Raw genomic sequence first — 21,745 nt, forward strand, 5'->3', positions numbered from 1 at the left:
ATGGGAATGATTACTCGAGTTGAGGTTGATAAAAAGTATCAGGATGTTGACAAGCCAGATTTAGGATATATCTGGGCGAAGTCTAATTTTGTTTTGAAATATATGAAAGGTCCTAATGTTATCGTAGAACCTGGGGAAAAGAAGATTCATAGTTATCAGGCAGCCTTTTATATTTTGGTCAATATTGATGAAAAAATTAATAAATATTTGTGGTACTACAAGCCAGAAGTAACTTTTAGTATGCCATCTGAAGCCGATAAAATAAGAAAGATTCCTGCTGTACCTCATCTCATTTCTAAATATGTAAAACTTGCAGACCGGAATGATGATAACTTTGATTATGGTGATAACCGTCGCCATTCACCCTCATGGCGTTCAAAGCTTGTTACCTCAAATAAGGTAGGGAGTTATCGTCGACGTCCAGATCTAATTATTGTTAAAGATCCTCAACGACGTTGGCCTGGTGCATCCGTTCGTGCTGTGGATAGTATTTATAATACTTCTTATCGGGATAATATTAAAAGACTCGTAGAAATGAAGTTTCCCAAAGATGCATTTCATAGAGGTCAAGAAGAGGACTATCAATATATTGCTGGAATTAATCGTTTTAGTACAGTGTGGATTTCAGAGGATAATGATCCCAATAACCATGAGCACACTTTTGAGTTTTCACCAGATCTTGTTCCAATTTTTGCAACCCAAAGATTACCCGATGCATATAAATTGGAAACATGGGTACACAATAGCTATCGTCCGATTAATCTATTAAGAGAAGAGCAGATCAAGGAAGATCTAACAGGCTATTTTCGCCCAGAAACATTGAAACAGTTACAACAAGATGCCCCGTGGTTATTTAAAACTGGTGAATTTACTGTAGAGAATGGGCAATATTCTTTTGTACCTGAAGATGGCAGTGAAAAGTTAACTTATTCTGAGTCAGATCTTCAACAAGCATGGCAACATATACAACAAGAAGTAGATATTGACGAAGAACAACTTAACGAAAAAACTACGGCTTTATCATCTCCACATTCTCAAGAAGTTATAGAATTACCAACTATTGTGATTGAAGCAAATGCAAGCACGGGTATGTCCACTGGTGAAAAAATTATTCTTGGATTAGAAATTGCTGCGACTGTGGCAATGTTTATTCCGGGTGTGAATATTGGAGCGGGGGCACTAAGAGCTGGATTATTTTTATTCAGGCTAGCAAAAGCGGCTAGGTTCGCACCAAAAGTAGCTCGAGGTTTGCAAAGTATATTTCGTGTTGGAAAACAAGTGGCACCAGCCTTTTAATAATTGAGAACTAGGAAAGATTATGCATTTAGTTGAAAAACAACTTCCTTCTGAGAAAGAGCTTATTCAACAAATAAAAGAAGCTGAACGAGAATTGTTAATGCTAGATAAAAATGATCGAGTTTTAGCTCAATTATCTTTAACTATACAGCTCTATTATTTAAACGGAGGAAATGATGAAGGGAAGCAAAAAGCCCTAAATATCATTGATAAATTCAAGAATACATATCCGCTAAAATCACATTTTCCTTATAACGCTTCTGGTTTTACTGAGCTAACTGAAAAAAGTTATCAATCTGCTTTAAAAAAAGCAAAAAAACCAAATGTAATGGAATGGTATTTATGCTCAGCTGAGTCTAATGAGTTTGCTGCTGAATATGCTTTAGGTATATTCACGGCGAGAGATAATTACGGATTATCTCATTTACAGTTGAACTTTCCTATCTCAATGGTCTATGAGGAGGATGGGCGAAAAGAATTTAATACTTGGATTGAAGAATTGTTAACTCAATTTGAAGTATTTCATGGCTATGCTGGCTTAAGTATTCAGTTACCTTATGATCGTCATCCTTATCAATTTTATGAGTATGGCGTTACTCGACAATATTGGGGAATAACACCTGATGGCGCTAGTTTCCTTAAACGAGATTGGTATGAAGGGATTCGGAGTATTAACTGGTATACCTTTATTGGAAAAAACTTAAAAGATAAATTTATTAATCAACCTTTCTATGAAACTACTTTAATGAATGCTCCTGATCTAGAGCTAACAGAAATAAATAGCTGTATGGTTATTAAAACTGGAGAGTTACCTCGTTTAGGCAATAAAAATAAATCATTGCCATTAAGCTATGTTGTTGTTAATCAATTGTGTAAAGCAGTACGTACAGATATGCCATCGGACGCTATGCATACGGCATATCGTGGACCACGTTATTCGTTGTCACAGGTCTATTATTGGATTCGAAGATGGGATAACGCAAATTTTTCTAAAGGTATTTTTGACTTCGATGGAATCAAAGAAGATTTATTACAGATTTTAGGGGAATATGGCAATGAAGATAGGATTGTTCCTTACAGCGGGGTATGGACTCCGTTTGATTTTGTCGGGATAGAGCAGCATCTAACCCAAGGCCAAGAATTTCCTGAAGAAGCTGAGTATGATTGGGACAATGGAGAGTTAGATAGCAAACCAGCAGTCTGGAAATTAATATCACGAGATGATGGTGGTGTTGTGGTACTACCTAATCCATTTTGATGAGTCGAGAAATAAGAAAAGATAAATGAAAGCCCAGAAGGGCTTTCCTTTATCTATATTGGATAGATGCAAAACTGGAAAGATGTAGAGTAGAAATGAATGATTTTATAATAGATGAGGCATTTGACTACTTCTATAATGATGAAGGGTTTGGCCCTCCTATTGAGTCTACCCCCGTATCTGAAGAAATATTAGCTAAGTTTGAAGAAAAATTACCTAATCAGTTACTTGAATATTGGAAAGCTTTTGGTTTTTCTGGATGGGGTAATGGTTTATTTTGGTTAGTTAATCCTGATGACTATCAAGATGTACTTGATGCTTGGTTAGAACATGTAGAACTGCCTTCTCATGAAGAATACTTTGTGATTGCCCGAACCGCTTTTGGCGATTTAAGTGTGTGGGGAACAATTCATGGTAGATGTTTAACAATTTCTTCAACTACATCGCAGATTTTTCCAAAAATGGAGCCAAGTTCTCAAGAGGACTGGGATAGTTTGATTAGAACATTTATTCTTGTACAAGAAAAAGATAATTTAGATATAAATGATTGGAAGAACAAACCTCTTTTTGATAGAGCCGTCAAAAAGTATGGTGTATTAAAACCGAATGAAATGTTTGGTTTTGAACCCGCTTTGATTCTAGGTGGGGAAGCTAAACTAGAAAATGTACGCAAGCTACCAATTATTTCACATCTACAAATGTTAGCCTCTCTTGATACGCCAAGAATGATGGTAGATATTGGTAAGTTTGTGGACGAGCAAGGTTTAGGAAAAGATGATTAAAGCCCGTACGGGCTTTTTTTATGTCATTTTATATTTTTTAAAAATGATATAGAGCATGATTTTAAAGTTACAGCTGATCCAACTGGAAAAATGTCAATAGACTCAAATATTTTTAAACCAGCTTCCAATACAAAACAAGGTGGGAAAAAACTATGACGCAGATATCATCTGTAACTTTCAACGCAGCATGTGCTATCTCAGATGATATGGTATATGTATCGAGCTTATTGGATAAATTTGATGATAATCAGCAATTTAGTCGATTGTTTATGTACGATTATACTGAAGATAATGGGCAAGAATGGTATTATCATGATGTTAATTTTATTGTAGTGGATGTATGTTTCTATAATGTTGAAAATAATAAAAAGTTAGTTGCATTAAGTGATGAAGGTGAAATTGAGGAGTTTGATGGTGAAAATAGTAAATTTAAACATATAGATGGCGCTGGTTTAAATCAAGAGTGGAGTAACGATCGTGGTTATCTCTCTAAAATAAAATTTCAAAATAGCAAGTTATTTGCTTATGGATATGATGGTCAGGTTTATGTTAATGATTTTAAGTGGTCTGACATCTCAAGTGGTTTAAATATTAATGATAATCAGGCGTTAAATTTTTATTCGCTTGATCGTGAAGATGATATTTCTGTTATTGATATATGTGAGGTGGATAGTAATTATTTCTGTGTAGGTCGTATTGGAGATAATGGGCTAATTGCTAATTATGATAGTAATCAATGGAATATATTGAAAAAAGTTACACCTGCTACACTATATTCAATTCTTTTGAAAAAAGATGGTAAATTAATTGTATGCGGAACATATGGGAATTTAATAGAAATTAATGATAATACTGATTTTGTTCGGAAAACAAACTTAGGTATAAAAGATGATTTCTATTCTTTAACTGAATTTAATGGAGTGGTTTATATCGGTTCAGCATGTGGTCTATATAAATTTCATGAAAATGAAATTACAAAAGTTAATGTTCATGAGGATGTTGATAGTAATCTTGTATTTAAAGTGGATTGTACTGAAAATATTTTATGGATTTTTACGAATAAACTTGTGGGCAGATATGATGGGGTTTCTTGGAAGATTTTTGATCATCCTGATAATAAAGAATACCAGAAAATATCTTTAACTGTCAGTGCTAATGAAAAATGTCCTAAGTCAGGATACTGGTATACGGTTGCGAAACCTAATTCAAGAGATTATTTTAGACAAGGTGATTCTTTTCCTCAGTTAGTCACTGATTGGGGCGAAGTATATTGGCAATTCGATGGTGAGTAATGGTTATATTTACTAGATCAAATATATGAAAAATCCTATTACATTTACTTCAGGATGCGCTATTAGTGCCCATAGTTTCTGTTTATCAGCAAATATTGATGAATTGGATACATGGGATCGCTTTAGTAAAACAATAATTTATAAACATTTAGAACAGCAAAACTGGTCATGTTTGGATTTGGAAGGATGGAAAGTTATTTCAGTTACTTACCAAATTAGAGAGGGTGAGCCTTCCATTATATCGCTTGATCAAGAGGGGGATGTTGGGATATTTCAAAAAAATAATAATGAACATCAAGAAATTAGATATAAATTAGAGGGAAAAATTTATGGGCAATTTAATCATGTCCGTGTAATTAATGGTGATCTTTATGCTTGTGGAGAGGGAAGTCAAGTTTATAAGAATAACCAGAATGAATGGAAATCTATTGGAATGCGATTGGAGGATGACCCTATTGAATTGAAAAATCAAGATTTATCCTTTTTAAAATATGAAAATGACTTAGCTTTTAATAAATGTTTCTATGATATAAATGGATTTAATAACAATGCTTTATATGTATGTGGGTTACAAGAAGAAGATGGATTTGTTGCTTTCTTTAATGGTAATAATTGGATAGAGGTTAATCGAATCACACCATCGGCTTTGTATAGTATTACGTTATGCCCTGATGGGAAGAATGTCTTAATTTCAGGCCAGTATGGTACCCTTTTGAAAGGAAATATAGATGATGGATTTAAAAATTTAAAAAATAGAAGTATAAATTCGACTTTTTATAATGCAGCTTTTTATCAAGAGGCTATATATATAGCTTCAGAACAAGGGTTATACAGATATACGGATTCAGAATATTTCATAGTCCCTGAGCTAAGTGATATACATGGGATTATATCTGTTGAGGAGAAGGATGGAGTTCTTTGGGTACTGAGCTATAAGCACTTGATTCGGTTTGATGGAAATACATGGGATAGAATCAATCATCCAGACAATGATGAAATACAATATAGCCAATTAAAATGTAGAGTTGGAGAAGTTTGCCCTAAATCTGGAGATTGGTGGAGTCCAGCAAATAAGATGGAAAAACGCCATTTTGATAAAGGTGAAACAATGCCTGAAATTCCGAATAACCCTTGGGGTGAAACCATTTGGTATTTAGATATAGAGTTAAATAATTGATTTATTTTATAAAACTATCCTCATTTGGATGGTTTTTTTACTTTTATCGAATGTCATGTTGGAACGTTAAATGTCCGTACAAGTAATATGAGCAGACAATAGATTGGCAAAAGTGGTTAAGTTTAGAAATAAAAGACACAGCTAGGTTTAGAGATAATTTTTTACAAGAAGAAATGTATAAAAGACGGTTTGATGCATTTCTTAATGGGGGCTAGCTGGTATGGATACAGCGGCAGCTCAGGCTCAGGCTAAGGGGATGGGAAAAGATGCTATGGATGTTGAATTAAAGCGTTGTAAATAAGAGGGTATTAAAATGCACCAAGAAGATATTGATTATTTTTATGAAAAGTATGGACAACCTCTAGATAGAGTTGAAGTAACAGAAGAACTTATTAACAAATATAGGGGAAAACTACCTGAGAGTATTTTAGAACAATGGCAATTGTTTGGTTTTTCAGGTTATTTAAATGGATTGTACTGGATTACGAATCCTGATGATTATTCAGAGATTATCTACGACTGGTTGGAAGATACCCCATTAGTCGACGATGATGTTTATTATGTATTGGCACGCTCAGCTTTTGGTGAGTTATTAATTTGGGGTGAAAATAATTTTTATAGATATTATATAAAGCCGATGGAAGGTATTTTGCATGATACTGGGGAAAAAACGGAAACTGCAGAATTCTATGGGGATCTATTTTTTTTCTACTCGGATAAAGACTCATTAGATCATATTGATATAAATGGGAAAAAGTTATTTGATCATGCGGTGAAAAAACTTGGTGTTTTAAAGGCAGATGAAATGTATGCTTTTGAGCCTGCACTTGCTTTAGGTGGTGAAGAGTCGTTAAGCCATTTAGCAAAAGTTAATTTACCAGTCCACATGAAACTATTAAAGCAGGTAACTCCACTAAGAATGAGAAGCTTTGAGGATCTTACAGCGGCTCTATATGGTACATCGTATAATGTGGAAGATTTAACAAGTGGGCAAGATGCCGAGTCACAATATAATCATTCAGTTAAAGCTGGGGAAATTTGTCCGAGAACTGGCTATTGGAAAACACCAGCTCAGCCAAATTCACGACAATACTTCAAACAAAATGAAATTTTTCCAACCCTTACTGAATTAGATTGGGGAGAGGTATATTGGTATTGGGATGGGGAAAATTAATTTAATCATTTGAGAAAACCATCCTCGTTTAGATGGTTTTTTTGTATTTATTAAATGATATGTTGCCGGAGTAAAAGAGTTGCATAACCAAATGAACGATTTAAATATTGATTGGGAACGATGGTTTAATCAACGGATACTAAATTATGGAAAATATAGAGATAATTTTTTACAAGAAGAAATGTATAAAAGACGGTTTGAGGCATTTCTTAATGGGGTCTATTCTGTCACTGACGGCTTTCAAAAATATAAAAAGAATGCTAAATCCAGTAAAATGATGGCTGCTGGACATCAAAGATTAAAAGATCTCTTAAATTTAATGTCATTACAGTACTCTGCTGGTGGGGATATTGCATTTATACAAGAACTTTACCCATATCTTTTAAACTGGACAGAAGAATATGCCGAAATTCACAGTCAATATCATCAAAGCCCAGAGGCAGATGGTCGGTATGTTTGGCATATCAGTTTAGGAACAGAAGACTATTGGTATATTGCTTTACGTCTGATTTGTGTTGGGTTGTTGACTGGCTATGCGGATCAGATGGATCGGATTATGCCCATCATTGACTATGTAGAAGCAACGCCTGAAGGACAGGAAAAAGATGGATTAATTGAACGTTTAGTTGCTCCATTTGTTGCAGATCGTGGAACTCCACCAGATGAAGCAAGACGACATTTACCTTATCGTAAGCTCATTAAAGTGTTTAATGCTTCACCTGAACAGCGACCAGCTTTAATGCTGCAATACTTAGAAGACTGGTATGACGCGAGCCGCCGAGAACCTTACCATGATCAACATCCTCAACCAGATATAAGATCTGGAGTTAGCTATTATGGTTATTGGTCATGGGAAGCAGCAGCGGTAACGTGGTTGCTGGATATAGATGATATGTCATATTGTGAACATCAGTTTTATCCAAAAGATTTAGTTGATTTTGCCCGTACACAGTCAAAAGTAGGTATAGATGATCAACAATTAGAACGTATGAAAGTTAAAGGTGGAGAAGTCTGTATTAAAACCGGTTATTGGCAAACACCAGCTCAACCAGATTCACGACAATATTTTGAGCAGGGGGAGATTCTTCCAACTCTTGCCGAGCTAGATTGGGGAGAGGTGTATTGGTATTGGGATGGTGAAAATTAATTTAATCATTTTAGAAAACCATCTTCATTTAGATGGTTTTTCATTCATATAATGACTGGCTTCAGATTGAGTGAATATTATTATAACTAATCGAGTGGAACTATCTAGGTAAAAGTGCTTAATTTAAGAATCTAAGGCATAGTTTTTAGGAGATAGAGAAGTTGAAAATTATGATCGGCGAATGAAATGGATTAGCAAGGCTAATAAAAAATATCATCGTTTAATGTTACATGAAAAAGACCGAGTTTTTTTAGAAAAAGAGTTAGCAATCATTGCCACTTGGGGTAAGAGTAAAGCTGAATATAAGGTTGGAAGAGATAGTAATGATGGCAAAATATAATCAGTTTATTTTTATCCTCTTTATTGGATTTTTATTAAGTGCATGTGAACCTGGCTCTAAAACTAGAGAGAGTCAATATATGAATAATGAGCAAACTTATACCCTACATTTTGGGGCACACGGTGTACAGGATTTTTCCAGATATACGAATGGAGAGGTTGACCGTCAACCTGCTGGGATAAACTTTATGACCCTGAATTGGAATCCACCAAATTTAGGTAAAGTTAGAGTTGAGCATGGTATCAATAGTTTGGAGCTGGAGAATATATTTTCAGTGATGGGTTCACAGCTTTCAGATAGCCCAGAGGAAGGTATCCAGATCATCGATATTGATGCGGGACTAACCCATGAAGAATTTGTAGCGCCAGAACAGGCTTATGCAGCCTATGTTAGTTTAATGAAAAAAATTAATGAGGCAGGCTGGAAGCAATATTTTTATAGGTCTAGTGTCAGAATTGCGAAGCAAGATAATCTTAAATATATTTTAGACCGAAAAGAAGTGATCGATCCGACATATATTTTAAGTTTTAAGGAGTGGCAGGAAGTATTTAATAAAATACCAACAAAAGTATTCTCATATCAGCTTTATAGCAATGGCATCTTATTAAAATTTAGTATTGATCAAACTGCTATTAATGAGAAAAAACAAGAGCAATATATGTTACGTTATACCATTAAAACTATACGATATATGGAAAGAAATAGTATTAGCAACTCAGATCAAATGACTATAAAAGAATTAGAGCAAGCATTTCAGAAATCTCTTATAGAAGATAAGCAGTTACGAACGAAAGCAGAACAAGAAGCAAGACAAAAGGGATATAAAATAGATGAAAATTATCAAGATCCCGATGTCTGGTCCTTTGTAAAATAATCATTAGGCTTAATTAATCTAGGCATACTAATATATTTTAAGTTTAAAAAAGCCCCATCATATATGGGGCTTTAATTGATTGTACTAATCTATTTTAAATCTACTTTATTGCCGTACCAACTCCACTTGCCCAGTATGCCAACCACCACCTAAAGCCCGAATGAGATCCACACTGGCAATCATCCGACTGCCATGAAGCTGTGCAGCGAGTTGCTCTTGCTGCAAAATGCTCCGATCCGAATCAATCACGTCCAAATAGCTGATCCGACCTTCACGATAACGCAAATGTGAGAGCTGATTGGCATGTCGGGATGCAGCAAGTGCTTGCCCCTGAGCCTGTATTTGCTGATCCAGAATACGCTGATCAGACAAACCATTTTCAACCTCACGGAAAGCATTCAGCACCGTCTGCCGATAATTCGCCACACTTTGTTCATAGCCAGCCCGAGCTTGCGCAACACCTGCCTTACGTTGCCCGCCATCAAATAACGGTAAAGACAAAATTGTGCCCGCGACAGGGCCGAGTAAAAAAGTTCGACTCGACCATTTACCCAAATCGCCTAAACTTGCAGATTCATAACCCAACGCACCAGTGAGATCCAGTTTGGGGAAAAAGGCAGCACGGGCAATACCGATGCGTGCATTATCGGCTGCCATGGCACGTTCGGCGGCAGCGATATCGGGACGACGTTCCAGCAAGCTCGAAGGTAAACCCGCAGGCAGGCGAATCACCGTAGCAGACGAGGGTTGAATCGCTAAGCTAAAATCAGCAGGCGGTTTACCGAGTAATACCGCCAGCGCATGTTCGGTACTGGCTCGATTCCGTGTAATACTGAGTGCAGTGCTTTGGGCGGTTGAGAGTTCCGTTTGTGCACGAGAAACATCCAGATCACTGACCAAGCCATTGTGATAACGTGCTTGAATCAAATTTTGATTCTCGGTCAGTAACTTGATGTTTTGCGTATAGATGGCTTGTTCAGCATCGAATTGGCGAATCAGAAAGTACGCCTGTGCCACATCTGCTTGCAGTGCTAATAGTGCTGAATGATACAAGGCTTCCTGTTGCTGTACATCTGCGGTTGCTGCATTAACACTACTGGCAATCCGTCCAAATAGGTCCAGTTCATAAGAGACATTGGCTTGTGCCCGCCATAAGGTACGTGCAGATGTGGATGCATCCGAATCAAGTCCTAAAGAAGCAGGTGAGGGCTTTTGACGGGTTGGTCCAAAACCTGCGCCGATGCTAGGTAAGCGTTCAGCTTGTGCAGCAGACCTTAAAGCACGTGACGCCTGAATATTGGCTGCTGCTGCCTTTAGATTCTGGTTGCCCGTAATGGCTTGTTGTTGCAGATCATTCAGTTGTGGATCATTAAAAATACGCCACCATTCACCGCGAGACTGCGCATCGGCAGGTTGCGCGATGCTCCAGTTGGGATCATTCAGTCTGGTATCCGCTTCTTTAAATTGCAGCGGAATAATCACCTTGGCTGGCTGATATTCCGGTGCTAATGAGCAGCCTGCAAGCAGCAGGCTTCCCATGAGTGAAGAGAGTATCCAGCGGGGTTTGAATCCTGTCATGTCCTGCTCCTTAGTGATCGTGTGAACTGTGCAGTGGTGCTTCATGCACAGCGGCTGAATGCAGTTTATGTTTGCTGTTCAGGGTACGAATCAATACATAGAAGGCAGGTGTCAGGAACAAACCAAAGAAGGTCACTCCGATCATGCCAAAGAACACCGCAACGCCCATGGCATGACGCATTTCAGCACCGGCACCGGTTGAAGTGACCAGTGGAACCACACCCATAATGAAGGCGATTGAAGTCATCAGGATCGGACGTAAACGTAGTCGGCTGGCTTCAACTGCAGCGTTAAATGCAGTCGCGCCTTGCATTTCCAGTTCTCGGGCAAATTCCACGATCAAGATGGCATTCTTACAGGCCAGCCCGACCAGCACCATCAAGCCGATTTGGGTAAAGATATTGTTATCACCGCCTGTTAGCCAAACCCCTGTTAGTGCTGCCAAGATACCCATCGGGACGATCAGAATCACGGCTAATGGCAAGGTCAGGCTTTCATATTGCGCCGCCAAGACTAAGAACACCAATAACACACTGATCGGGAAGACCCACAATCCGGCATTACCTGCCAAGATCTTTTGATAGGTCAGATCGGTCCATTCAAATTTTACCCCTCGTGGCAAGGTTTCAGCGGCAATGCGCTCAACCGCAGCTTCGGCTTGGCTGGATGAATAACCTGGTGCAGGACCGCCGTTAATATCGGCAGCAGTATAGCCGTTATAGCGCACCACCATTTCCGGGCCATAGGTTTGAGTCACATTGACCAGAGAAGACAGCGGCACCATTTGTCCTGCATTGTTACGGGTTTTAAGCTGTAAAATATCTTCAGGATTGGCACGGAATGGCGCATCGGCTTGAGCACGTACCTGATAGACACGACCAAAGCGGTTAAAGTCATTCACATATTGTGAACCGAGGTAAATCTGCATGGTGTTAAATACATCGGTCACGGCAACGCCTTGTTGCTTGGCTTTGACCCGATCCAGATCGACATTCAGTTGCGGTACATTGATTTGATAACTGGAGAACATTGGCCCCAATTCAGGTGCAGATTGTGCCGCCTTCATAAAGGATTGGGCTGCATTATTTAACTCGGCATAGCCTAAAGCACCGCGATCTTCCAGCTGAAGTTTAAAGCCGCCCATGGTGCCGAGACCCATCACCGGTGGTGGTGGGAATACTGCAATATAAGCATCCTGAATCGAGGCGTATTTCTGATTTAAAGCACCTGCAATGGCATTGGCAGAAAGATCGGCTGCTTTACGTTCCGCAAATGGTTTTAAGGTCACAAACACAATCCCGGCGCTGGAACTGTTGGTAAAACCGTTAATCGATAAGCCAGGGAAAGCCACCGCACTTTCTACGCCAGGTTGTTTCAGCGCAGCATCACTCATTTTACGAATGACATTTTCGGTTCGATCCAGTGAGGCGCCATTGGGTAATTGGGCAAAGCTGATCAGGTATTGCTTATCTTGTGCGGGCACAAAACCGCCCGGAACGATATAAGAAATTCCGATGGTCAGACCAAGTAGTACTGCATAGACACCCATCGCTGAGGCTTTATGGGAAATTACGCGACTGACACCACGGCCATATTGATCAGAGGCACGTGAGAATACGCGATTAAACAGGGCAAAGAAGCGTCCGAAAACACGATTTATTACACGAGTCAGGACGTCTGGTTTTGCATCATGACCTTTCAGCAACATGGCGGCCAACGCAGGAGACAGCGTAAGTGAGTTGAAGGCCGAAATCACGGTGGAGATGGCAATGGTCATGGCGAATTGCTTATAGAATTGCCCTGTTAAACCAGTCATAAAGGCCAGCGGGACGAACACGGCAACCAAGGTCAATGCAATCGCGATAATCGGTCCACTGACTTCACGCATGGCGCGGTAGGTGGCATCCCTTGGACTGAGTCCTGCTTCAATATTCCGCTCGACATTTTCCACCACCACAATGGCATCATCGACCACAATCCCGATGGCGAGCACCATCCCGAACAGGGACAGGGCATTGATGGAATAACCAAAGGCCAGCATTAAGGCGAAGGTCCCAATGATGGAAACAGGCACGGCCAGTAACGGAATAATCGAGGCACGCCATGTTTGCAAGAACAGGATCACCACCACAACTACCAGTGCAATCGCTTCAAGCAGGGTATTAATCACCGCTTTAATACTTGAACGCACGAATTGGGTTGGGTCGTAAACGATATCGTATTTAATTGAGGTTGGAAAATCTTTGGACAGTTCCGCCATGGTGCTACGCACTTGATCCGAGACCTGTAAGGCATTGGCACCTGGAGCTTGGAAAATCGGAATTGCCACGGCCTGTTTATTGTCCAGTAATGAACGTAAACCATATTGTGAAGCGGCCAGTTCAACACGTGCGACATCACCGAGTCGAGTCACTGCACCATCTGCAGCTGTTTTTAAAATAATATCGGCAAATTCCTGTTCGGTACTTAAACGACCTTGCGCATTCACCGAGAGTTGTAAAGGAGAATTATTGGGCGCTGCACCAATGGTTCCTGCGGCAACCTGAATATTCTGCTCACGAATCGCATTCACAATTTCAGTCGCAGTGAGATTGCGTTGCGCCACCTTTTGTGGGTCTAACCACACGCGCATGGCGTAATCGCCTGAACCAAACAGACTCACTTCACCCACACCTTGTAGGCGTGCTAAACGGTCTTTGACATTGAGTACGGCATAGTTACGCAAGTAGGTCATGTCATAGCGATTATCCGGTGAGGTCAGATGTACCACCATCGTCAAGGTCGGTGAACTTTTTAGCGTGGTCACACCGAGACGTTGTACATCTTCTGGCAAGCGTGGCAAAGCTTGAGACACCCGATTCTGCACCAGTTGTTGTGCCTTATCTGGGTCAATCCCGAGCTTGAAATTGACGGTAAGGGTCAGGTTACCATCGCTGTTGGCCTGAGACTGCATATACAGCATGTTCTCTACGCCGTTGATGGATTCCTCCAAAGGAGAAGCAACCGTTTCAGCAATCACTTTAGGGTTGGCACCTGGATATTGAGCACGCACCACCACAGAGGGTGGCACCACTTCTGGATATTCAGAAATGGGCAGTTGGAAAAGGGAGAGTAAGCCCGCCAGTAGAATCAGGACGGACAGAACCCCGGCAAAGATCGGGCGATCAATAAAAAACTTGGAAATATTCATGAGGATTAACCTTTTGCCGAAATTGGGGTTTTTTCTGAAGGCTGAGGTTGTTGTGCTGTGTTATCGGCAATGATTTGAGGATTCGGCATAGCAATGAGGTGAGGTTTGACAGGATCACCCGGACGGATGCGTTGTAAACCATTTACGACAATGCGATCACCCACTTGCAGACCGCTATTGATGATTTGTAGGCCATCTTGTTGCGCGCCGAGTTTTACTTCACGGTACGCAGTTTGGTTTTTCGCATCGACCACCATCACAAAACGTTTGTCCTGATCGACACCAATCGCAGTCGGGCTAATCAGAATCGCTGCACGAGGTTGTCCTCCACCCAGACGAATGCGGGCATACAGTCCGGGAAGCATCACGCCTTTGGGATTATCGAAAGTGGCACGAACCCGAATGGTGCCTGAGGTGGTATTTAAATTATTGTCGATCGAACTGATATAACCTTCACGGCTAAAACCAGATTCATTGGCAAGACCAAGATAAACAGGGACTTGGCCTGAATTGCGTTGATTGCTGATGTATTTTAAATAAGTCTGTTCATCGACATCGAAAGATGCATACAGACGTGATACTGAAACCAAGCTGGTGAGCACCTGTGCGCCATTACCTGCGGAAACCACGTTACCCACCGTGACTTCGGCACGGGAAATACGCCCACTGACAGGGGCAGTAATACGGGTATATTCCAGATTCAAACGGGCGGTTTCTACTGCAGCTTTAGCTGCCTGTAAATTGGCATTGGCTGAGCGGGCTTCATTTTGCGCTTGATCAAGTTCTTGATGGGCAATCGCATTACTTTGGATTAAACGCTGGTTGCGGCCTAAGTTCGCTGAAGAATAAGTCACTTGCGCTTCAGCAGAAGCCAGTTGTGCTTTGGCGCGATTCAGTTCTGCTTCAAAAGGGCGAGGATCAATAGTAAACAGCAGGTCGCCTTTATTTACTAAACTGCCATCTTTAAAATTCACGGCAATCAGTTTACCTGAGACTTGGGGACGGACATCGACTTGATCGATGGCTTCGAGACGTCCGGAATATTCTTGCCAGTCGGTAATGGTCTGACTGACGACATGGGCCACATCAACGGTTGCTGCAGGTGGCGCGCTTGCTGTTGAATTCGCTTTGGCATCTGCATTTTCTTGGAAGAGAATAAAACTGCCACCTGTTGCAAAAACGGCAATAATGACAGCAGACAGCGTCAGCTGTTTGCGGGAAAGTGACATGGGATGCTCCTGGTTATTTGAATCCCTGTTTTCAGACTTTTTGTTGTGGTCTGTATGGGAGAAACAGGTTTATGGAATGGAAGGAGCATAAAAGTTTGTCAATTACGAATAAATATACTAAATTTGATAACACTATTCGTATTTTTATAACAATTGATGCATAAAATCCAAAAAATGCATCAATGGGAGTGGCCCATGGATCTATTTCATGCAATGAAAGTCTTTAATAAAGTGGTTGAAACCAACAGCTTTAGTCTGGCTGCGGATAGTCTGGGGCTGCCACGTGCATCGGTGACCACCACGATTCAGGCTTTAGAAAAACATTTACAGGTTCGCCTGCTGAATCGAACCACGCGTAAACTAAGCTTAACTCCTGATGGTGCAGTGTATTATGACCGCAGCTTGAGAATTTTGGCGGACGTGGAAGATATTGAAGCATCTTTCCATGATGAGGAACGAGGACCGCGAGGACGATTACGGATTGATGTGCCTGTCTCGATTGGTCGTTTGATTCTGATTCCAAGGTTGAGAGATTTTCATCAACGTTATCCCGATATTGATCTGGTCATTGGAATGAATGATCGTCCTGTGGATTTGGTGGGTGAGGCGGTAGATTGTGCAATTCGGGTAGGAGAATTACAGGATTCCAGTCTCATTGCGCGCCGTATTGGTACGTTTCAGTGTGCAACAGCGGCATCAGCATGCTATTTAGAAAAATATGGTGAACCGAAAACACTTGAGGATTTGCAAAAGAATCATCAAGCCATTCATTTCTTTTCCAGTCGTACAGGGCGTAATTTTGACTGGGATTTTGTGGTCGATGACCTGATTCAAAGTGTCAGTGTTAATGGGCAGGTGTCTGTCAATGATGGTGATGCCTATATCGATTTGGCGCTGCAAGGCTTTGGCCTGATTCAAGGTCCACGTTATATGCTGACCAATCACTTTGAAGCAGGGACTTTAAAAGAAGTATTACCTCAATGGACACCTGCACCGATGCCGATTTCGGTGGTGTATTTGCAAAGTCGACATTTATCGCATAAGGTTCGGGTTTTTGTTGACTGGGTGGCGGAGCTGTTTGCAGGATGTCCATTGCTTGGGGGTAGTGCGTTGCCGTTGGATCAAAAATGTGAATTTGCCTGTGACCAAAAAACCAATCATGAATATACGATTCGTACTTTGGTTGAACAGCATAATATTGCTGAAGCAAGGGCATTAAAGACTTGATTTTTAAATCATCTATGCGATGACGAACGTTAATACACCGCCACATAAGCGGTTATTCATTTTCTAAATCATCTGTGCGATGAGGAACAGAGACCATAAAAGGATAGGTCCTAACTTAACTTTCTAAATCATCTACACGATGACGAACCCCTCTAAGGTGATAGGTACTGTGATGTTAATTTTCTAAATCATCTACGCGATGAGCAACAGGCAGCTAAGATTTCATACGCCGTGTATGAATTTCTAAATCATCTACGCGATGACGAACCAATTTAATGTTGTGTGTGATTTGTATGGAATTTTCTAAATCATCTACACGATGAGCAACGGCTAACGTCCTGGGCGTACTCCCTACAGGTGTTTCTAAATCATCTACGCGATGAGCAACGTTACGCGCCTTTTCGATTTCCCGTTCGGCTGTTTCTAAATCATCTACGCGATGACGAACAAACACCAGGTGTTTTAATACCGTTTGGAATTTTTCTAAATCATCTACACGATGACGAACGTCATACACACTTTAGGTTCATCAACACGAGACTTCTAAATCATCTACACGATGACGAACATTATACCGAGTGATAAGGCTAAACACTGGAACTTCTAAATCATCTACACGATGACGAACATTTTTATAAAAATATCTAAAAACAGCATTAGCTTCTAAATCATCTACACGATGACGAACGTCCATGACCGGCTGAGCAACATTTTTAAGTACTTCCAAATCATCTACACGATGACGAACGAATTAAGGGGGTTCTATGACTTATGCAGTTTCTTCTAAATCATCTACACGATGACGAACTTTTCTGCTGCAAATGATGTCTACATGTGGATCTTCTAAATCATCTACACGATGACGAACTCCCTTACCAACGTATGGTTTCAACTTCGAAACTTCTAAATCATCTACACGATGACGAACGGTTAAAGTCAATTTCTACGAGCTTGACAAACGTTTCTAAATCATCTACACGATGACGAACAAACCTTACAAGCCATGCCCGTATAGTGTGTATTTCTAAATCATCTACACGATGACGAACGAGATGAGCTTCCATAAGTGCGTATTTCATCTTTTCTAAATCATCTACACGATGACGAACTTAGAAAGCGTGGACTCCCACGAAGTCCAAATTTTCTAAATCATCTACACGATGACGAACAATAAAGAAAATATATAAATTTAAAGCATATTCTTCTAAATCATCTACACGATGACGAACAAATGCATCCCAAAAGGTGACTGGATCTTTGACTTCTAAATCATCTACACGATGACGAACTAAATAAAAGCAGTTTGTGCATTCATCTGGAACTTCTAAATCATCTACACGATGACGAACGAAGAAATCGCAGCTGGGCACAGAATTGAGCACTTCTAAATCATCTACACGATGACGAACCTATTCGGACCATGGTCTGAGCCAACGACTGTCTTCTAAATCATCTACACGATGACGAACGTTTACCGATTTCTTTTAATAAAATGACAATACTTCTAAATCATCTACACGATGACGAACATTACCCGGCAATTGAACATTACTAATCTAGATTTCTAAATCATCTACACGATGACGAACTGGTGGATCAGAAAGATCTGGCCATGCTGATATTTCTAAATCATCTACACGATGACGAACCAAATTTGAAGATGCAAACATAAATAAGTATTTTTCTAAATCATCTATGCGATGAGCAACACCAAACGGTAAAGGTCGCACTTTATGTATCGTTTCTAAATCATCTATGCGATGAGCAACGTCAATGCTTCGCTAATCAACATTAAAGAAAATTTCTAAATCATCTATGCGATGAGCAACTTTTTATTTGATTCGCCCACAGCTTCACTGGTTTTCTAAATCATCTATGCGATGAGCAACCTTTTATTTAAATCAAAGGAGAACAACAAGATTTTCTAAATCATCTATGCGATGAGCAACAGCCACCATTCATGCAGTTGTTAGGGTCTTGTTTTCTAAATCATCTATGCGATGAGCAACGATAACAATCTTGCTGAACGCATGAGTAAGTGTTTCTAAATCATCTATGCGATGAGCAACTTGCGGGGTGAATCGTCTTGATCTTGCCCATACTTTCTAAATCATCTATGCGATGAGCAACTGTGACGAGGAATTAGCCAAGAACTGTCTTCATTTCTAAATCATCTATGCGATGAGCAACCTTATTACGTTATTAAACAAGGTACCAGTTCATTTCTAAATCATCTATGCGATGAGCAACAATAGTATCTCGACTGAAACGATTCAGTTATTTTTCTAAATCATCTATGCGATGAGCAACAACGTGAAGCTAAGGGAATATCCATGCAAAGATTTCTAAATCATCTATGCGATGAGCAACATACACCGCCTTGTGATTTTAAAGATCCGTATTTTCTAAATCATCTATGCGATGAGCAACTAGAGTTAAGTTAATACAAAACTCTTAAAATCAATTATATAAGTTTTTAATGAGTGAAAATACTTCGTTATGAGGTATAAGTCTTAATTATATGATTTTATTTGATTTTACTACATATGTCAGTAATGAAGCTAAACATGTAATCCAAAATATCTTGATCTTGACAGGTTTCAATAAGTTGCATCCGGAATTCTTTTTGATTTAATCCTTTTGCGGCACATGTAAAAGCGATTGGCATCACAAAAGCATCTTTACCAGATCGGCGAGGTCAAAGACTAGACCTCCACGACGTGTTTTACCATGCAGAATAGGGAGGGCAAAGCTAATTCCCATGCCATTTAAAGCCACTGCTGCATAGCCATAGGCAATATAGTTTCCATGATCGAGATAACTGTTGGCGATATCAACAATAGTATCGTGAGAGTTTTTTCCTTCATCACGCGTAAACTCAAGGCCAAAACCTTTAGCAAGTTGTTTATATAACGCTTTGGCCCAACGTCCTTCGGCAGCAAGTAATTCCTGTTGATTTTCGGAACGATCAATATCTTGTTTAAATGTGTTTAAAGCGTTCTCATCAATATAAATACCAGATTGAATCAAATCAAAATTCTTTTTCCAAGCCTGTGATACGAGGGCAATACGTTCGAGTAATAATATTTTTGCCATGAGTAAGCGTGCATCATCTTCTAGCCATGCTTTCATCCAAATTTGCATATATTCAGTGGGACGATATTCACTTTGAGGCGCTAAAAATGTTAAGTCTAATGATGAAAATAAAGGGGAACCGCCAGAACCGCAAAACCCAACCATGACATTAGATTCTGCTAAACGTCTGGCAGCCGCATCTGTTAATGAACTGCCTTTGCCAAGGAGTAAAAAGGCGGTGTTTTTCTCGGGAATATTATAAAAATATTCCACAGGTTGTGAGTTCTCCGTCAAGTAAACAATTCGATCATCTTTTAAAACGACACGAACTCTTTCGAGATAAAATACACAGGCACGCTTTGAAAGCATAAGTGGGCGGCTGCGTTCTTGACGGAGTTGACTCATATTATATTTCCTTAAAAGACGGGAAGAGCAAAGGGACTTTCCTTACGGGCAAGGCCATAACTGTCTGGTAAGCCGTATCCCGCATTTTCGCTGTCCTGCACATCAATAATCACTGTAAAACCATGACCTGTACTGCTGACCACCTGAAAGAAGGGCATTCCTTTCGCAGTTTTTAAGCGTCTATCTCTTAAAGGTTCATTTTGATGAGAAAGCTTTGTGCGTTCAGCTTTCCGAGTTGGAATACGAAACTTTCGATAACTTTTCCAACCAGAAATTTTGGCAGCAGGAACAGCAATTGCGGAACCTAAAACGGTATAGTCGCGAATTTTCCAGTGTCCTTTAATTGCCTCGATTAACCCATCTAACTCCTCCTGTTTTTCTGCAAAAATTCGCAAAATATCAAAGTTAGGTTTAGCTGAACGACCATGTTTTTTTTCAAACTGTTCCTGCTTCGCTTTCAATTTATCGGATATCTCCAACGCAAGCGCGTAATGCGCAGGTAGTTTTCGAAATGCACCATGAATCACGGTGTAAATTTGATTACGAATATGGCCCAGTTTTAAATCCGTATCATCTGATGACTCAAGAACACGGATATCCAGATAATAATTGGCATCCATGATTATTCACCCTCAGAGTACACGCCACCACGAATTAAACATGCAATCAGGAACATACCTTTTTCGCTGTTTGGGTCAAGCTCATCAATTTCTTTTAAAATATCGAATGCAGAAACTTTATCTTTACCCACACGATAGAAAATCTGACCTTCTAGGTTTGCACCGTTAGGCTCTACTGCAATTGGCTTTTCATCGTTTTCTTTAAACTGTGGATACCAGGTATCAATTGTTCTTAGCGCATTTCCGATTTTTTGGTCCCGTAATGCAGCTTGACCAAGATATTGGTTGTCATTGGCTTTGTGGTCTGGTCTTTTCGGTGTTAATTGATATAGAGATCGAGAGAAACCTTTTGGTTTATCTTCTAAGTAATTTTGAGATGGGAAAACTTCTACACCACCCATTCCAAAGTCAACAATCGCTTCGATATGCAAGGCAGCACTTGTTGATTCACCTGTAATTCCTTTTAACAAAATATCTGCTAGTTTTTGTTCTTGTTCAGACGGTTGATCAAAACTCTTGAGGTTGTAGGAAAGGGCATCAAAACTCAATGTTTCAGGGTGGTCCTGAGCAGTCACTTGAATGGTAATGCTTTCAGCGACAATACGATTACGCCATAACCAACGGCCATTCACGATATTACGTACATAACGACGTACAACTTCTTTTAGTCCATCGCTTTCTTTGGCGCGATTTACAAAATTTAAGAAAGCTTGGCGGAAATTATATTCTTCGCTTTTGTCAGCACCCGCTTTAGAAGCACTTGCAAACAGCACATAGCTTAAATCAATAAAACGGAAGTCCCATTTCACCAAAAGTTTGGCTTTAGGTTGTAATTTTGCAGATTCAGTCAACTGAATATTGGTGACTTCACGAGCAAGTGAATTACCTGTTGCTGCACCTTTTTCTTTATTCCCTGCGACATTTTGAGTCCCTCGAATACCGTGATACATCACGTGTAAAGGCTCTTGTTTGCCATCTTCAAATAAGTTAAAAAATGCGCCATCACTGACCACTGTACCGCGTTGTAAAGAAAGGCTACCCGGTAATTTCTTAAAAATTGTCATGTGAAAAATTCCTTATG

14 protein-coding genes and 2 pseudogenes are annotated in these 21,745 nt (G+C 39.9%); 10 read left to right on the forward strand and 6 right to left on the reverse strand.

Annotated features, from left to right (window positions below):
* The 9 genes and pseudogenes from ACINWC323_RS03175 to ACINWC323_RS03140 all read left to right on the forward strand — a co-directional run bounded on the left by ACINWC323_RS03175 (position 1) and on the right by ACINWC323_RS03140 (position 9,340).
* Entirely contained in the window at positions 1–1,296 is a 1,296-nt protein-coding gene (locus ACINWC323_RS03175) for a VRR-NUC domain-containing protein (RefSeq protein WP_249364870.1), read from the forward strand.
* A gap of 22 nt (positions 1,297–1,318) precedes the next feature.
* Complete coding sequence (locus ACINWC323_RS03170) at positions 1,319–2,554, forward strand: type VI immunity family protein (protein ID WP_009514908.1); 1,236 nt, start codon at positions 1,319–1,321, stop codon at positions 2,552–2,554.
* A 95-nt stretch (positions 2,555–2,649) separates the two neighbouring features.
* Positions 2,650–3,336 (forward strand): GAD-like domain-containing protein, encoded by a 687-nt coding sequence (locus tag ACINWC323_RS03165; RefSeq protein ID WP_009514950.1) that lies wholly within the window; start codon positions 2,650–2,652, stop codon positions 3,334–3,336.
* A gap of 152 nt (positions 3,337–3,488) precedes the next feature.
* Positions 3,489–4,628: a hypothetical protein gene (locus tag ACINWC323_RS03160; RefSeq protein ID WP_032881687.1), complete on the forward strand. Its 1,140-nt coding sequence runs from the start codon at positions 3,489–3,491 to the stop codon at positions 4,626–4,628.
* Positions 4,629–4,653: 25 nt separating this feature from the next.
* Complete coding sequence (locus tag ACINWC323_RS03155; RefSeq protein WP_009514868.1) at positions 4,654–5,805, forward strand: hypothetical protein; 1,152 nt, start codon at positions 4,654–4,656, stop codon at positions 5,803–5,805.
* Positions 5,806–6,118: 313 nt separating this feature from the next.
* Positions 6,119–6,979 carry a type VI secretion system immunity protein, TaeI family gene (locus tag ACINWC323_RS03150; protein ID WP_009514952.1) on the forward strand — a complete coding sequence of 287 codons (861 nt, stop codon included), beginning with the start codon at positions 6,119–6,121 and terminating at the stop codon, positions 6,977–6,979.
* Positions 6,980–7,070: 91 nt separating this feature from the next.
* Entirely contained in the window at positions 7,071–8,126 is a 1,056-nt protein-coding gene (locus tag ACINWC323_RS03145) for a PoNe immunity protein domain-containing protein (protein ID WP_009514862.1), read from the forward strand.
* Positions 8,127–8,283: 157 nt separating this feature from the next.
* Positions 8,284–8,466 (forward strand): annotated as a pseudogene (locus ACINWC323_RS19915) (DUF2515 family protein); the annotation flags it as partial.
* Positions 8,450–9,340 (forward strand): hypothetical protein, encoded by an 891-nt coding sequence (locus tag ACINWC323_RS03140; protein WP_032881688.1) that lies wholly within the window; start codon positions 8,450–8,452, stop codon positions 9,338–9,340. The pseudogene ACINWC323_RS19915 and the gene ACINWC323_RS03140, both read left to right, overlap by 17 nt.
* Positions 9,341–9,445: 105 nt before the next feature.
* On the opposite strand, the gene ACINWC323_RS03135 is transcribed toward ACINWC323_RS03140, so the two are convergent.
* From ACINWC323_RS03135 to ACINWC323_RS03125, 3 genes are read right to left on the reverse strand one after another with little or no spacing between them, the layout of a single operon-like run.
* Complete coding sequence (locus ACINWC323_RS03135) at positions 9,446–10,918, reverse strand: efflux transporter outer membrane subunit (RefSeq protein ID WP_009514873.1); 1,473 nt, start codon at positions 10,916–10,918, stop codon at positions 9,446–9,448.
* Positions 10,919–10,928: 10 nt separating this feature from the next.
* A complete protein-coding gene (gene adeG, locus ACINWC323_RS03130; RefSeq protein WP_009514903.1) occupies positions 10,929–14,108 on the reverse strand; it encodes a multidrug efflux RND transporter permease subunit AdeG in 3,180 nt (1,059 codons plus the stop codon).
* A 5-nt stretch (positions 14,109–14,113) separates the two neighbouring features.
* Positions 14,114–15,337, reverse strand: coding sequence for an efflux RND transporter periplasmic adaptor subunit (locus ACINWC323_RS03125; protein WP_009514943.1), 1,224 nt, complete (start codon positions 15,335–15,337; stop codon positions 14,114–14,116).
* A 195-nt stretch (positions 15,338–15,532) separates the two neighbouring features.
* Between ACINWC323_RS03125 and ACINWC323_RS03120 the strand changes: the two genes are divergently transcribed.
* Positions 15,533–16,564 (forward strand): LysR family transcriptional regulator, encoded by a 1,032-nt coding sequence (locus ACINWC323_RS03120; RefSeq protein WP_009514912.1) that lies wholly within the window; start codon positions 15,533–15,535, stop codon positions 16,562–16,564.
* 2,527 nt (positions 16,565–19,091) lie between these two features.
* Here ACINWC323_RS03120 and cas1f read toward each other — a convergent pair.
* The 3 genes and pseudogenes from cas1f to csy3 form a co-directional block, all read right to left on the reverse strand.
* A pseudogene (cas1f, locus tag ACINWC323_RS03115) lies at positions 19,092–20,044 on the reverse strand (type I-F CRISPR-associated endonuclease Cas1f).
* Between the two features lie 11 nt (positions 20,045–20,055).
* A complete protein-coding gene (locus ACINWC323_RS03110; RefSeq protein ID WP_009514880.1) occupies positions 20,056–20,664 on the reverse strand; it encodes a type I-F CRISPR-associated endoribonuclease Cas6/Csy4 in 609 nt (202 codons plus the stop codon).
* A gap of 2 nt (positions 20,665–20,666) precedes the next feature.
* Positions 20,667–21,728 (reverse strand): type I-F CRISPR-associated protein Csy3, encoded by a 1,062-nt coding sequence (gene csy3 / locus ACINWC323_RS03105; protein ID WP_009514887.1) that lies wholly within the window; start codon positions 21,726–21,728, stop codon positions 20,667–20,669.
* Between the last annotated feature and the right edge of the window lie 17 nt (positions 21,729–21,745).

It is taken from the genome of Acinetobacter sp. WC-323 (assembly GCF_000314615.1).
Lineage (GTDB): Bacteria > Pseudomonadota > Gammaproteobacteria > Pseudomonadales > Moraxellaceae > Acinetobacter > Acinetobacter courvalinii.